This window comes from Candidatus Symbiopectobacterium sp. NZEC135, assembly GCF_025962695.1.
The window spans coordinates 16141-29414 of sequence record NZ_JAGFPF010000051.1; the positions used below are offsets into that span (position 1 = coordinate 16141).

General features: G+C 55.7%; 14 protein-coding genes. 8 read left to right on the top strand and 6 right to left on the bottom strand.

Translation table 11 applies throughout. The features are described from left to right. The first annotated feature begins 451 nt into the window (after positions 1 to 451). Positions 452 to 1993, top strand: coding sequence for a flavocytochrome c (locus J5224_RS18890; RefSeq protein WP_264626825.1), 1542 nt, complete (start codon positions 452 to 454; stop codon positions 1991 to 1993). A gap of 41 nt (positions 1994 to 2034) precedes the next feature. On the opposite strand, the gene J5224_RS18895 is transcribed toward J5224_RS18890, so the two are convergent. Together J5224_RS18895 and J5224_RS18900 are read right to left on the bottom strand one after the other, a co-directional pair. Then, positions 2035 to 2601 carry a DcrB family lipoprotein gene (locus J5224_RS18895; protein WP_264626826.1) on the bottom strand — a complete coding sequence of 189 codons (567 nt, stop codon included), beginning with the start codon at positions 2599 to 2601 and terminating at the stop codon, positions 2035 to 2037. Between the two features lie 151 nt (positions 2602 to 2752). Continuing rightward, positions 2753 to 3439 carry a 7-cyano-7-deazaguanine/7-aminomethyl-7-deazaguanine transporter gene (locus tag J5224_RS18900; protein WP_264626827.1) on the bottom strand — a complete coding sequence of 229 codons (687 nt, stop codon included), beginning with the start codon at positions 3437 to 3439 and terminating at the stop codon, positions 2753 to 2755. 299 nt (positions 3440 to 3738) lie between these two features. On the opposite strand from J5224_RS18900, the gene tusA reads away from it, so the two are divergent. Further along, complete coding sequence (tusA, locus tag J5224_RS18905) at positions 3739 to 3981, top strand: sulfurtransferase TusA (RefSeq protein WP_264626834.1); 243 nt, start codon at positions 3739 to 3741, stop codon at positions 3979 to 3981. A gap of 11 nt (positions 3982 to 3992) precedes the next feature. Here tusA and J5224_RS18910 read toward each other — a convergent pair whose 3' ends face one another. Both J5224_RS18910 and J5224_RS18915 read right to left on the bottom strand, forming a co-directional pair. Further along, positions 3993 to 6359: a zinc/cadmium/mercury/lead-transporting ATPase gene (locus tag J5224_RS18910; protein ID WP_264626835.1), complete on the bottom strand. Its 2367-nt coding sequence runs from the start codon at positions 6357 to 6359 to the stop codon at positions 3993 to 3995. Positions 6360 to 6449: 90 nt separating this feature from the next. Further along, positions 6450 to 7079 carry a lysoplasmalogenase gene (locus J5224_RS18915; RefSeq protein ID WP_264626828.1) on the bottom strand — a complete coding sequence of 210 codons (630 nt, stop codon included), beginning with the start codon at positions 7077 to 7079 and terminating at the stop codon, positions 6450 to 6452. Between the two features lie 180 nt (positions 7080 to 7259). Between J5224_RS18915 and J5224_RS18920 the strand changes: the two genes are divergently transcribed. Continuing rightward, on the top strand, positions 7260 to 7580 hold the full coding sequence (locus tag J5224_RS18920; RefSeq protein ID WP_222159083.1) for a DUF1820 family protein: 321 nt from the start codon (positions 7260 to 7262) through the stop codon (positions 7578 to 7580). Beyond that, the gene (locus tag J5224_RS18925; RefSeq protein WP_264626829.1) at positions 7580 to 7933 is read left to right on the top strand and encodes a DUF2500 domain-containing protein; all 354 of its coding nucleotides are present in this window, start codon (positions 7580 to 7582) and stop codon (positions 7931 to 7933) included. The genes J5224_RS18920 and J5224_RS18925 overlap by 1 nt, the downstream gene beginning before the upstream one ends. A gap of 2 nt (positions 7934 to 7935) precedes the next feature. Here J5224_RS18925 and J5224_RS18930 read toward each other — a convergent pair whose 3' ends face one another. Together J5224_RS18930 and rsmD are read right to left on the bottom strand one after the other, a co-directional pair. Then, a complete protein-coding gene (locus tag J5224_RS18930) occupies positions 7936 to 8229 on the bottom strand; it encodes a DUF1145 family protein (RefSeq protein ID WP_264626830.1) in 294 nt (97 codons plus the stop codon). Then, positions 8216 to 8833 carry a 16S rRNA (guanine(966)-N(2))-methyltransferase gene (gene rsmD, locus J5224_RS18935; protein ID WP_264626831.1) on the bottom strand — a complete coding sequence of 206 codons (618 nt, stop codon included), beginning with the start codon at positions 8831 to 8833 and terminating at the stop codon, positions 8216 to 8218. The genes J5224_RS18930 and rsmD overlap by 14 nt, the downstream gene beginning before the upstream one ends. A 312-nt stretch (positions 8834 to 9145) precedes the next feature. Between rsmD and ftsY the strand changes: the two genes are divergently transcribed. The 4 genes from ftsY to rpoH all read left to right on the top strand — a co-directional run. After that, positions 9146 to 10513: a signal recognition particle-docking protein FtsY gene (ftsY, locus tag J5224_RS18940; protein ID WP_264626836.1), complete on the top strand. Its 1368-nt coding sequence runs from the start codon at positions 9146 to 9148 to the stop codon at positions 10511 to 10513. A 43-nt stretch (positions 10514 to 10556) separates the two neighbouring features. Next, positions 10557 to 11225 (top strand): cell division ATP-binding protein FtsE, encoded by a 669-nt coding sequence (ftsE, locus tag J5224_RS18945; protein ID WP_222159087.1) that lies wholly within the window; start codon positions 10557 to 10559, stop codon positions 11223 to 11225. Beyond that, positions 11215 to 12183: a permease-like cell division protein FtsX gene (gene ftsX, locus J5224_RS18950; protein WP_264626832.1), complete on the top strand. Its 969-nt coding sequence runs from the start codon at positions 11215 to 11217 to the stop codon at positions 12181 to 12183. The genes ftsE and ftsX overlap by 11 nt, the downstream gene beginning before the upstream one ends. A gap of 249 nt (positions 12184 to 12432) precedes the next feature. Next, positions 12433 to 13274 (top strand): RNA polymerase sigma factor RpoH (gene rpoH / locus J5224_RS18955; protein ID WP_264626833.1); only part of this gene is annotated, 842 nt, incomplete at its 3' end.

Below are 13274 nucleotides of genomic sequence, written 5' to 3' on the forward strand. Positions count from 1 at the left end.
GTTACTTTTTTGCCGGATTGACGTGCCGGTGACATTACCGACAAACCGAATTCTCGCTACATTGCCATTGGCATCCGCAGGATCGCGGTACACGACAGGGTCTTGCGCACGCGCGCCCAATTCCCCAAACGACCGGCATCCCGTCAGAAACAGACAGAATGTAAGCATAATAACGGAACAGATTTTTATCATTTTTCTTCCTTGAAACGGGGTTTTAGGCGTTATCGGATCAATTGTTTTTTTCTTTATGACACCGATTCCCTACATTGGGCGGCGCTTCACGTTTAATCCCTTACTTTTCATGGTGGAATAGTGCATTACCGCCGACTCAAGGCGCGAGCGCCCGTCGTATTCTGCCTGCTCGCTGCACCACGCAAATTTTCGTTATCTTTTGATTGCACTGGATTTTTTCTCAGCTCGATTCGATGTTTCTGAACATGGAGATAATCTTATGAGTAAAAACACCAAGCAAGACCCCGATCCCCAGGGGCGCCGTCATTTCCTTAAATCTACCGGTATCATGATGGGCGCATTGGGCGGCATGGCGCTGTCTCGCCCTGCTGCGGCCGTTGCACCACCCGCACCGGTGCCGCAGAAGTGGGATACTACGGTGGATGTGCTGATTATTGGCACGGGTTTCGCCGGATTAGCCGCCGCCATTGAAGCGCGTAACGCTAAGGCGAATGTGCTGATTATCGAAAAAATGCCGCTGTTTGGCGGAAACTCGATACTCAACGGCGGCGATCTGTCGGCGGCAGGCTCCAGCATGCAGCAGGCGCTGGGCATCAAGGACTCCCCGGAGCTGATGTATCAGGACATGATGAAAGCGGGAAACTGGCTGAACTACCCTGAACTGGCGCGCACCGTCGCCGATCACTCGGTGGAGGCGCTGGAATGGGCCAAAAGCCTTGGCGCTGAGTTTGACCGGGTCAACTATCATGGCGGCCACTCGGTGAAGCGTGCTCACCAACTGAAGCAGCGCTCCGGTTCCGGGCTGGTGGTGAAACAGCACCAGAAGGCCAAAGAGCTGGGCGTTGTGATTGAACAGCGTACTAAGCTGGAGCGGTTGATTATTGACAACCAAGGGCGTGTGCTCGGGGCGGAAGTGCGGCGTGGCTATAAGTTTCCCGATGATGCTTCCGGCTCCATCGCGTTTATCCGTGCAACCAAAGGGGTGGTGCTGGCATCTGGCGGTTTCTCCCAAGGCGTTGCGTTACGGCAAATGTACGACCCGCGCCTGACGGATGCGTTCACCTCTACCAACCAACCGGGCGCGACAGGAGAAGCGCTGATGGCGGCCAGCATGATCGGTGCTTTGGCGACGCAGATGGATTGGATCCAACTCGGCCCCTGGACCAGTCCGGATGAACAGGGTTTTGGCTATATCCCGCAGTTTGTTGAACGCGTGGTGGGTTATGGTCTGATGGTCGATCCTGCCAACGGCAAACGCTTCTTTAAAGAAACTGGCAACCGTAAAGAGCGTGCCGATGCCATTATTCAATTGGGGCATCCGGCGTTGATTATCGCGGACAAAACCAACACGCTGAAAATGGTCGATGAAGGGCAGATGAACGGCGCGCTGAAAAATGGCTCGCTCAAAACCTACAACACGTTAGAAGAGGTGGCGCAGGCTTACGGCATGCCGGTGGCGGCGTTTGTCGAACAGGTGAAACGTTGGAACGGCTATGTGGAGCAGCATCTGGAAAACGATCCTGACCTGGGCTGTATGATTTTCAAAGATGCCTCGCCCAATATCACGCCGCCTTACTACGTGGCGCGTCTCTGGCCGCGCGTGCACCACACCATGGGTGGCTTGGCGATTAATAAAGATGCGCAGGTAATAGGTTTTGATTTGAAGCCGATTGCGGGGCTGTATGCCGCCGGGGAAGCCGCTGGCGGGGTGCATGGTGCGGTGCGTCTGGGCAGCGTTGCCATGACGGATTGCATCGTGTTTGGGCGCATTGCGGGGAAAAACGTGGTAAAGGCGAGCTGAGCGTATTAAAGACAGAGGCCGCGTAAGCGGCCTCATCATTATTACTTCAACGTCAGCGTGCGAATAATACTTTCTGCTTCAGTTTGCGCCGCTTGCTGATTATCGGCAGGCAGCGTGATTTGCAGCGTTACCAGTTGGTTCGCCACATTGCCCAGCAGCACGGAAGAGTAAACCTGCTTGCCGCTGCCACTGTTGGAAATGCTGTCGAGCTGTTGCAGCGCATGGCCGTTAATCTCAATGGACTTATTGGTCACCACCTGCAAGTTGGCATCGCGGGCGCGCTGCTGATCTTCAAGGCGCTGCGTCAATACTGGCAGGGTTTCGTTGCTGCTATCGCCCAGAATGACAATCACGGCGCGCTGACCATTATCGTTGGCGTAGACATGCATGTTGTTGGACTGCGAACCCACTTTCCCACTTTGATCATGCATATCCGCAGGCAGCGTGAACGTGACGTTGCCAGACAGCAGCGAGATGGTTTGACTGGCGGCCTGCGCGACCGGGGCATCGTGTCCAGCGTGGCTCGCATTGTCGTCTTTCTTACCGTCACAGGCGGCCAATAGTGCGGCAAGCAACGTAATTCCAAAATATTTCACTAGCTTCGGCATAAGCGTCCTTCTCTTTTATCAGGCATGCACGGGTAAACCGCTATATCGCACCCTATTCACCGGGGAAACTCAAGCGTTTTGTTGTCACAAAACCTATTTAGGACGGTTCCTGAGACGGCCCTTCTACACGCGGTGGAAGGGCTGCCAGTCATCAGCGCCATTGTTCAGTCGATGACGGCTCGCGCAATATGGGATGGCTGTGGGATTCACTCAAACGCTTGAGGAGCATATTGAGCATCACGCCGTACATCGGCAAGAAGAACAACAGGCTGATCAGCAATTTGAAGGTGTAATCGACCAAGGCGATCTCCACCCAGTTTGCCGCCATAAACGGATCGGTACTGCGATAGAAGGCGATGAAGAAGAAGGCCAGCGTATCGCTTAAATTACCAAACAGCGTGGAGACCGTGGGGGCGACCCACCATGCCTTGCGCTGGCGCAGGCGGTTAAACACATGCACATCCAGAATTTGCCCCAGCACGTAGGCCATAAAGCTGGCGCACGCGATACGCGCAACCACGATGTTGATGCTGGCGAGCGCACTGAATCCCTGCCACTCCCCCTGATAAAACAGCGCGGATACCACATAGGAAATCACCAGTGCGGGCACCATCACCGTCAAAATGATGCGCCGTGCCAAGGGGGCACCAAAGATACGCACGGTCAGATCGGTGGCCAGAAAGATAAACGGGAAGGTGAATGCGCCCCAGGTGGTATGAAACCCGAAGATGGAGATTGGCAACTGCACCAGATAATTACTGGAGGTAATGATCAGGATATGAAACAACGACAGCCAGACAAGCGCGCTAAGTCGCTGCTGGGCGGTAAAATGAAACATGGCTATGTGACCTTTTTAGTGATTGGGGTGAGGGAACCCAAGTGGTGCCGTTAACAATGACATTATGGCACGTAATTCATACTGCTTATTCAATACGACTGATACAGGATCAATGTGACCGACACAAGAAGCAGCGCGCGGCATGATACGCTGTTAGGCGGGGATTGCAATGGTGAATTTATGCGCAATCGATATCGTAGGTTGCGCAGGAAAATCTGCGGCGTAAACTAGGGCGGTTTTGATGGCCGCCACACTGGGCGGTCGTTATCTATGCCTTTATGCCATTGCTGAGAATAATGATGACCGACACCTTCACCAACCCGGATAAAACCCTCGATGCTCAGGGGCTGCGCTGCCCGGAGCCGGTGATGATGGTGCGTAAAACCGTGCGTCAAATGGAGACGGGGCAGACGCTACTTATTCTGGCGGATGACCCGGCAACCACGCGCGATATACCGGGTTTTTGCGTCTATATGGAGCACGAACTTCTGGCACAGGAGACGGCATCACTGCCCTACCGCTACCTCCTGCGCAAGAAGTAGTCTCTTTGCCGTTATCCGGCGTCTTGTGGTTTTTCACGCCGCAATAAGCGCAGCGCATTGGCGGTCACCAGCGCCGTGGCACCGGAATCAGCCAGTACGGCAAGCCACAATCCGGTGATCCCGAGCAGGCTGGTCACCAGAAAGATGGCTTTCAGCCCTAATGCCAGCGTGATGTTTTGCCGGATATTGTTGCGCGTGGCGCGCGAAAGCCGAATCATGCCCGCCAGTTCGCTTAGCCGATTATGCGTAAGCGCCGCATCGGCGGTTTCCAGCGCAACGTCGCTGCCCCCGCCCATGGCGATGCCGATCGCCGCCGATTTCATTGCTGGCGCATCGTTAATACCATCGCCCACCATCGCCGTCGGGTGGGTCTGGTTCATCTCGCGCACGGCATCCACTTTGTCGGAAGGCAACAGCCCTGCTTTATAGTCAATGCCCAGCGCCGCCGCGATGGCTGCCGCTGAACGCGGGTTATCACCGGTGAGCATAGTGCAGCGAATTCCCAGTGTGTGCAGTGCCTCAATCGCTTGCGGCGTATCCGCCCGCAAGGTGTCACGCAGCGCCAGCAAGCCAATGATGTGCGTTTCTTCCTGCACCACCACCACGGTTTTTCCGTCGCTTTCCAGGGTGTGAATCCGATTGCGCCAGTCTGCGTCGAGCGCCTCGGGTGCGATTTTAGCGGGTGCTTTGACGCTGATGGTTTTGCCTGCGATAACGCCTTCAACCCCTACGCCAGCCAGTGCACGCTGTGCCGTTGCCACCGGTAACATTGGGGCAACCGTGCGGGCATGCTGGACAATGGCTTTCGCCAGGGGGTGGTGTGAACCCGCCTCGATCGCCGCCGCGCGCGCCAGCAACGCAGCCGTGCTCACGCCCTGCGCGGGTATCGCATCCGTCACCTGCGGTTTGCCCTGTGTCAGGGTGCCGGTTTTATCGAAGGCGATGGTATTGATGGTGCCCAGAATCTCCAGTGCCGCGCCGCCTTTGATGAGCGCGCCGCGCCGGGCAGCGGCCGCAAGGCCGGACGTGATGGCCGCCGGGGTGGAAATGACCAGCGCACAGGGGCAGCCAATCAGCAACAGCGTCAGGCCGCGATAAATCCACTCCTGCCACTGCGCACCGAATAGCAGTGGCGGCACCACGATGGTCGCTGCGGCGAGCAGCATGATGGCCGGGGTGTAATAGCGGCTAAAGCGATCGAGAAAACGCTCTATCGGCGCACGGTGGCTCTCGGCTTCTTCAATCAAATGCAAAATACGGTCGATGGCGCTGTTGCCCGGTTCGGAGATCACGCGCAGCTGTATCAGGCGATCGACGCTCAGGCTGCCTGCTGAGACCTTGTCGCCCTGCTCACGCTCCACCGGCAGGGATTCCCCGGTCAATGCGCTTTCATCAAAGCTGGCATGGGGAACCAGCAGTTCGCCATCGGCGGGCAATCGGCTGCCCGGCGCCACTTCGATCACATCGCCAGGTTGCAGTGCGGCAATGCTGACCTGAGTTCGCTGACCCGCACGGATCACCGTTGCGGTTTCTGGCATCAATGCCATCAACGCGCTGACGCCGCGACGGGCGCGCTGTGCGGCGTAGGCTTCCAGGCGCTCTCCCAGCATAAACAGCAAAATCACCATGGTGGCTTCGCTGGTGGCACCAATCAACAAGGCACCCAGCGCGGCGACGCTCATCAGCGTTTCGATGGCAAAGGGCGTGCCGCTGCGAATCAGTTTAATCGCCTGTCCGAGCAGCGGTATCAGCCCCAGCAGCGTGGTAGCGATAAAAGCTATCTCCGAAGCGCGCGGCGAAAACAGCGAAAGTATCCCGCTGACGGCGGTTAATACCGCAAACAGAATCAGAAAACCGTGTTCACGCAGGATTCGGCGTAAAGGCGTTTCGGCAGGAGCAGATGATGTTGGGGTGGTTGCGCCAGGGGACGTATCTTGCCAGGTAAACCCAGCGTGCTCTACGGCGCGTTGAATCTCTGTACGAATATCGGATTGTGCATCAACAATGAGTTTTTCGGTGGCGAAGCGAACGCTTGCTTGAATGACGCCGGGAAGCGGGGTGATAGCGTTTTCGATCTTTTTGGCGCAACTGGGACAATCCATCCCGCGGATAATCCAACTGAAGCGCACGCCAAAAGCGGGGGAGGCGTCACTGTCGCTGCCGTCGGGGTCGCCGGAATCGCCGCTCTCTCCGCCGTCAGACGCGCTGTGTTCCGCGCTGGGTGTGGTGTCGCACGCAGAGAGGGCTGTAGTGTTGTGTTTAACCGCGCAGCAACTGCGATCGGCATGGCTACTGCGTTGCGCATGGCGCTGGCAGCACGCGCTGGCACCGTGATCGTGATGAGTGTGGCCAGCGTGGGTCTGGTGATGAGAATGCATCATGCTCTCCTATTTGATGATAGTGGTTCTCATCCAAGACTTTATCACTGCTGCCAGTAGCTGCACAGCGCTTTTGATATTCAGCGCTGGTTAAAAATAGAGCGCCCTTACGATCAAAAAATGGCCCGCGAAATAGCCAGCGGCAACCATCGCCTGATGGGCACGAAACGGAAAGCGGTAATGGTGAATCAGCCAGACGCCGTGAGCGATAAACAGCAGCACGCTGCCTGCAAACCAGGAGAGATTATTACTGTTGCCAAGCGCAAAGTACTGTTCCCCGGCAACCCACACCATGACTGCATTCACTGCGACAAATGCCACGACCGGCCAGCGCAGGGTGTCGAGCCGTGACCACAGGATGGCAAGCAATATCGCGATAATCACCAGCAGTAACAGCGGCAGTGGCCAGAAAAACGTGAGTGACGCTTTCGCCACCAGAAACCCGATGGTGTAAAGCAGATGGCAGACGGAATAGGCACCGATGGCGAACAACATGCGCTGTATGGGCAGTAACAGCAGGATATCCGCAGCTAACGTTGCCAACAGGCCGAGCACGATAAAGTAACCGGTGACGCTCATCAGCGGTGTTTGCCAGGCCAGCGCCAGCAGCAGCGCGATGGTAATGGGTTTGAACAGCCAGCGTTGCCAGCCAGGCCCACGGTAGCTGGCATCGACGTAGAGCCAGCCTGAAAACAGAACGGCAATAAACGACCAGAGCATAGGGTATCCTTATCACCTTATTGGATTTTTCATCATTGAGTGTAGGAGATCGCACGCGGGATGAACAACACGCCGTGTGACAAGTGCGAAGTCACGCGCTTCATGCTATGTTGGCGGCAATAATGATCGTTTTTTTGTATATATATCTTCGCGATACCACTGAAGGGGGACGGTTTTTGCATGAGCAATGAGTCAGCGCTCTACCGGATTCAATTTATGAATAACGGCAAAAATTATCAGCTTTACGTGCGAGAGTTGGTGCAAAGCAGTCTGTTTGGGTTTATCGAGATTGCGGATTTCGTTTTTGACGGCCCCTCCACCCTGCTGGTGGACCCTTCTACCGAGAAGCTGAAAACGGAGTTTTCCGGCGTAAATCGCAGCTTTATTCCGCTGCAAGCGGTGATCCGCATCGACGCCGTGACGGAGAAAGGGGCGGCCCGTATTTCCGATCTGGGCGACAATGTCACCGCTTTCCCTTTCCTGTCTGGGAAAAAGCCCTGATGTCGTGGGAAATATCCCATTGGTGGTCTTTGGCTGTCAGCCTGATCCTGTTTCTGGGGTGGCGACAGTTTTTGCAGCAACGACGCCAGCGCGCTGCGGACGATGCCGCACCGCTGCGTACGGTAGCGGCCGAGATCGCTGCGCTGCGCGCCATACCGTTGGCGCGCCCAACGCGCGCACAGCCAATGAATCCCGATCTTCCTGTGCGCTATGAGGCGACGTTTAGGCTGTTGCCCGCAGGGGAAAACCTTACCTATCGCCTGAGCGAAACGCAGTATCAGGCGCTGGCGTTGGGGATGACGGGCAGATTGCAGGTCCAGGGCTCACGCTTTGTGTCCTTCGAACCTGCATAGGGCTATTTTTTCGTCCCGCCAGTGGGTTGAACACCCTTCATCTTTTTCTGCCACGCCAGCAGTTCAAACACCCCGAACAGGAAAATACGTGCTTCCAGTGCGCGGCTCAGTGGCCCCTGTTCTTTTCCGTGGCTGGCACGCAACAACAGCACCTGAAAACCGTGCATCAACAGGGTGAACCCCATCGCGACCATCATGAAGATGTTCAGCGGGCGGGGAAAGGGCGCAATCAGGTTGGTAATTAAAAAGCCCCACACGCCGATCATCAATATCCGACCCAGGTTAATCCAAATCATCGTCTGCCTCTTCATGCTGTGTGGGCGTAGCCTGGCGGATATACAGCCGGTATGCCACTTGTCCTGCCACTTTTTCGCGGTGTAGCGTCCAGGTAGCCGGAATGTCTAGCTCGCCATTCTCGGCCTCGGTTTCCACATAAATCCACGCCTCGGATGCCAGCCAGCCCTGCTGTTCCAGCAAACTGAGCGTTTGGTTCAATAAGTCCCGGCGAAAGGGAGGGTCGAGAAACACCACATCATAGGGTTCACCGGCCTGCGCCAACCAGTTCAACGTATTGGTGTTGATGATGCGCGCGTTGTTCGCCTTCAACAGCACCGCATTCTGCTCCAGTTGCCGGGCAATGTTGCGTTCGTTTTCCAGCAGGGTGACATGGGTTGCATAGCGTGACAGCGCTTCAAACCCTAATGCGCCACTGCCTGCGAAGCCATCCAGGCAGCGGGCCTGCTGAATGACCGGCGCGAGCCAGTTAAACAGCGTCTCACGAACGCGATCGGTGGTGGGGCGCAGCCCAGGACTGTCTGGCACGGGAAGTTTTCGTCCGCGCCACTGGCCGCCGATAATGCGGATTTGGCCTGCCTGTGCAGGTGCATTTTTTTTTGCCATCGTCTGTTTACTGTAGAACACCGGGTTGCCGGGTGCTGAAATTCGCTATCGGTAATAGGTAGGCGCTATTCTAGCGAGGGTTAGGAGGGGAAGGAATGTTAATATCAGGTTTCTCTGCGGTGACGCGTGGTTTTGGCCTACGCGGTTATCGAGATGACATACTTCGTTACCGAGATTGTCGCCACCTGCCCTGCCATGGTGCGTGTTGCTGCTGGGCGGAAAGTGGTAGACTCTGGGCTCGACTCTGACCGGGCTATTGACTTCACTTATTTAAGCGCTGCTGTGAGCAGCAGCATGGGGCGCGATTGCGATATGACAAAAGAGAAAAAACGCGGTTTCTTTTCCTGGCTGGGATTAGGGCGTCAGGAAGAGGAACAGACTGAGCAACCGCAAACAGCAGAACAGCAGCAGGATGTGGCACCGCCTCAGGACAGTGATGTGCCTGTGGTATCGGACGTTCACACCGAAACGCCAAACGATGAGCCTGACGTGCAGGCTGAGGTTCACAGCGCACAGGTGCTGGAAGAACCGGCAGCAGCGCAGCCCGAATTGCCGCGCATCGCGGACGTCGTTGAAACCGTTGAAACCGCTGAGACGGTAGACCGTACAGCGGTGCCAGTGAGTCCTGAAGCGCAGGACATTTTGCTATCACAAGATGTTCTGCCATCACAGGATAGTGCCGATGAGCAAGTGCTAACGGACGTTGCAGAACACGTTGCTGAGCCAGTGCCCGTCTCACAAGAGCAGGAAAGGCCGACCAAAGAGGGCTTTTTCGCCCGGCTAAAACGCAGTCTGGTAAAAACCCGAGAAAATCTCGGTTCCGGATTTATCGGATTGTTTCGCGGTAAGAAAATCGACGACGATCTGTTTGAGGAACTGGAAGAGCAATTATTGATTGCTGATGTCGGCGTGGAAACCACGCGCAAGATTATTGCCGACCTGACAGAGCACGCCAGTCGCAAGCAACTGAAAGATGCCGATGCGCTGTTGGTAAAACTGAAAGAAGAGATGGGCGCTATCCTTAACAAGGTGGACGAGCCGCTCAACATCGACGGAAAAACGCCTTACGTGATCCTGATGGTCGGCGTTAATGGCGTAGGGAAAACCACCACCATCGGTAAGCTGGCGCGCCAGTTCCAGGCGCAGGGTAAATCAGTGATGCTAGCTGCCGGGGATACCTTCCGTGCTGCCGCCGTGGAGCAGTTGCAGGTATGGGGTCAGCGTAACAACGTGGCCGTGGTCGCGCAGCACACGGGGGCGGATTCCGCTTCGGTGATTTTTGATGCCATTCAGGCGGCGAAAGCGCGCGGTGCTGACGTGCTGATCGCGGATACCGCAGGACGCTTGCAGAACAAAGCGCACCTGATGGAAGAATTGAAGAAAATTGTCCGCGTGATGAAAAAACTGGATGAGTCTGCGCCGCATGAAATCATGTTGACGCTGGACGCCAGCACCGGGCAAAACGCCGTCAGCCAGGCGAAACTGTTTAACGATGCCGTCGGCTTGACCGGCATCACCCTGACCAAGCTGGACGGCACCGCGAAAGGCGGGGTGATCTTTGCCATCGCCGATCAGTTTGGAATTCCTATCCGCTATATTGGGGTAGGGGAAGGTATTGATGATTTGCGTCCCTTTAAGGCTGACGATTTTATTGAGGCGCTTTTTGCCCGCGAAGACTGATGTCTCGTGAGGATAAACAGCTTGCCCGAGAGGATGAAAACGGATGATTCGCTTTGAACAAGTCAGTAAGGCTTATCTCGGTGGACGTCAGGCGTTGCAGGGGGTGGATTTTCATCTGCTCCCTGGGGAGATGGCGTTTCTGACGGGCCATTCCGGTGCCGGGAAAAGTACCCTGCTGAAACTGATTTGTGGCATAGAGCGCCCGAGCGCGGGCCAGATTTTGTTTAGTGGGCACAATATCAGCCGCTTGAAAAAGCGTGAGGTGCCCTTCTTGCGCCGCCAGATCGGCATGATCTTTCAGGATCACCATTTGCTGATGGATCGTACCGTCTACGATAACGTGGCGATGCCGCTGATTATTGCCGGCGCGAGCAGTGAAGATATCCGCCGTCGCGTATCTGCCGCACTCGATAAGGTGGGCTTGCTGGATAAAGCCAAGAGCTACCCGATTCAACTGTCAGGCGGTGAACAGCAGCGCGTGGGCATTGCCCGCGCGGTGGTGAACAAACCGACGGTGCTGCTGGCAGATGAACCGACCGGTAACCTGGATAACGCGCTGTCTCAGGATATTTTGCGTCTGTTTGAAGAATTTAACCGCGTTGGCGTCACGGTGTTGATGGCAACGCACGACACGACGCTGATTGCCAGCCGTCAGTATCGCGTACTGACGCTGTCGCAAGGACGTATGCTGGGAGGCGTTTATGGCGACTAATTCCCGTAATGCAAAACCTCGCGTGAGTAAGGAAAAGGCACTGCGCGGGGGCTGGCAAGAACAGTGGCGTTATGCCTGGGACAATACGCTGGCGGATATGCTGCGCCAGCCGCTGGCGACGCTGCTGACCGTGATGGTGATTGCTATCTCGCTGACCTTGCCAAGTATCTGTTATCTGGTGTGGAAAAACGTCAGCCAGGCAGCGACGCAGTGGTATCCCACACCGCAACTGACGGTCTATCTGGATAAAGCGCTGGACAATGATGCGGCGCAGGGCGTGATTAACACGCTTCAAGCTGAGGACGGGGTGGATAAGGTCAACTACCTGTCCCGTGATGAAGCGATGGGTGAGTTCCGCAACTGGTCCGGTTTCGGTGGTGCGTTGGACATGCTGGAAGAGAACCCGCTGCCCGCCGTTGCCATCATTACGCCAAAGCTGAATTTCCAAAGCTCGCAGACGCTGACCTCGCTGCGCGATCGCGTAGCTGCGGTGCACGGTGTGAGTGAAGTCCGTATGGATGATAGCTGGTTTGCGCGCTTAGTGGCGCTGACCTCACTGGTTGGGCAGGTGGCCACTACCATCGGAATCCTGATGATTGTTGCCGTTTTCCTGGTTATCGGTAATAGCGTGCGTCTGAGTATTTTCAGCCGCCGTGAAACCATCAATGTCATGAAGCTGATTGGGGCGACGGACGGCTTTATTTTACGCCCCTTCCTGAACGGCGGTGCATTGTTGGGCTGCGGTGGCGCGTTGCTGTCGCTGATTCTGTCGCAGGCGTTGGTCTGGAAGCTTTCTGCCGTGGTCGATCAGGTCGCGACGGTATTTGGTACGCGCTTTGTCGTGACCGGACTCACCTGGGATGAATCACTGCTGCTGTTGTTGATTGCCGGGATGATTGGCTGGTTGGCGGCATGGCTGGCAACCGTACAACATTTACGTCGCTTTACACCAGAATGAGTTTTTTCTGGTAGGATTTTCGGGTGCCTTGGCGTGCCGAGGGTGGGGCAAAATCATCGACAGGTTCACCTTGATCTGTCGCCGTCAGGCGATAAAATAGAGTTAGTCGGTGAACGGAAGGAACTCTCGGCATACGGCATAGTCAAAGGTTCTGTGCCGGAGCGGCAGTTAGGTTCATCGGTTTTGTTGTACGTAATGTGAGGGTTAACGTTGTAGTTTACTCACTCACGCTAATTGAAGAGGGGTCGAATGACCAAAGATATGCAAACTTTCACCTTAGTTCCCCAGGGCAGTCTGGAAGGGTATATTCGTGCCGCCAACGCCTATCCGATGCTAACGGCGGAGGAAGAGCGGGCACTGGCTGAACGGCTGCATTACGAGGGCGATCTGGAATCGGCGAAAGCGCTGATCCTGTCGCATCTGCGCTTTGTGATTCACGTAGCTCGTACCTATGCGGGTTACGGATTGCCTCAGGCAGACCTGATTCAAGAAGGCAACATCGGCCTGATGAAAGCGGTACGCCGCTTCAACCCGGAAATGGGTGTGCGTCTGGTGTCTTTTGCTGTGCACTGGATCAAAGCCGAAATTCACGAATATGTGTTGCGTAACTGGCGTATCGTCAAGGTTGCGACCACCAAAGCGCAGCGTAAGTTGTTCTTTAACCTGCGTAAGACCAAACAGCGTCTGGGCTGGTTTAATCAGGATGAAGTAGAACTGGTGGCCCGTGAATTGGGTGTCACCAGCAAAGATGTGCGCGAAATGGAATCGCGTATGGCCGCGCAAGACATGACGTTCGATCCCACGCCGGATGATGAATCGCATGATGGCCAGGCGATGGCACCGATGCTGTATCTTCAGGATAAATCTTCTGACTTTGCCGATGGCATCGAAGAAGATAACTGGGATAATCATGCCGCGGATAAACTTGCCTACGCGTTGGAAGGGCTGGATGAACGCAGCCAGCATATTATCCGGGCGCGCTGGTTGGATGATGACAATAAATCCACCTTGCAGGAACTGGCCGATCAATACGGTGTTTCCGCAGAACGTGTGCGTCAGTTAGAGAAAAACGCCATGAAGAAACTGCGGGC

Excerpts from the sequence above, each read along its gene's own strand:
- J5224_RS18890 (WP_264626825.1), top strand. The coding sequence starts at position 452 with ATGAGTAAAAACACCAAGCAAGACCCCGATCCCCAGGGGCGCCGTCAT.
- J5224_RS18895 (WP_264626826.1), bottom strand. The coding sequence starts at position 2,601 with ATGCCGAAGCTAGTGAAATATTTTGGAATTACGTTGCTTGCCGCACTA.
- J5224_RS18900 (WP_264626827.1), bottom strand. The coding sequence starts at position 3,439 with ATGTTTCATTTTACCGCCCAGCAGCGACTTAGCGCGCTTGTCTGGCTG.
- tusA (WP_264626834.1), top strand. The coding sequence starts at position 3,739 with ATGACCGACACCTTCACCAACCCGGATAAAACCCTCGATGCTCAGGGG.
- J5224_RS18910 (WP_264626835.1), bottom strand. The coding sequence starts at position 6,359 with ATGCATTCTCATCACCAGACCCACGCTGGCCACACTCATCACGATCAC.
- J5224_RS18915 (WP_264626828.1), bottom strand. The coding sequence starts at position 7,079 with ATGCTCTGGTCGTTTATTGCCGTTCTGTTTTCAGGCTGGCTCTACGTC.
- J5224_RS18920 (WP_222159083.1), top strand. The coding sequence starts at position 7,260 with ATGAGCAATGAGTCAGCGCTCTACCGGATTCAATTTATGAATAACGGC.
- J5224_RS18925 (WP_264626829.1), top strand. The coding sequence starts at position 7,580 with ATGTCGTGGGAAATATCCCATTGGTGGTCTTTGGCTGTCAGCCTGATC.
- J5224_RS18930 (WP_264626830.1), bottom strand. The coding sequence starts at position 8,229 with ATGATTTGGATTAACCTGGGTCGGATATTGATGATCGGCGTGTGGGGC.
- rsmD (WP_264626831.1), bottom strand. The coding sequence starts at position 8,833 with ATGGCAAAAAAAAATGCACCTGCACAGGCAGGCCAAATCCGCATTATC.
- ftsY (WP_264626836.1), top strand. The coding sequence starts at position 9,146 with ATGACAAAAGAGAAAAAACGCGGTTTCTTTTCCTGGCTGGGATTAGGG.
- ftsE (WP_222159087.1), top strand. The coding sequence starts at position 10,557 with ATGATTCGCTTTGAACAAGTCAGTAAGGCTTATCTCGGTGGACGTCAG.
- ftsX (WP_264626832.1), top strand. The coding sequence starts at position 11,215 with ATGGCGACTAATTCCCGTAATGCAAAACCTCGCGTGAGTAAGGAAAAG.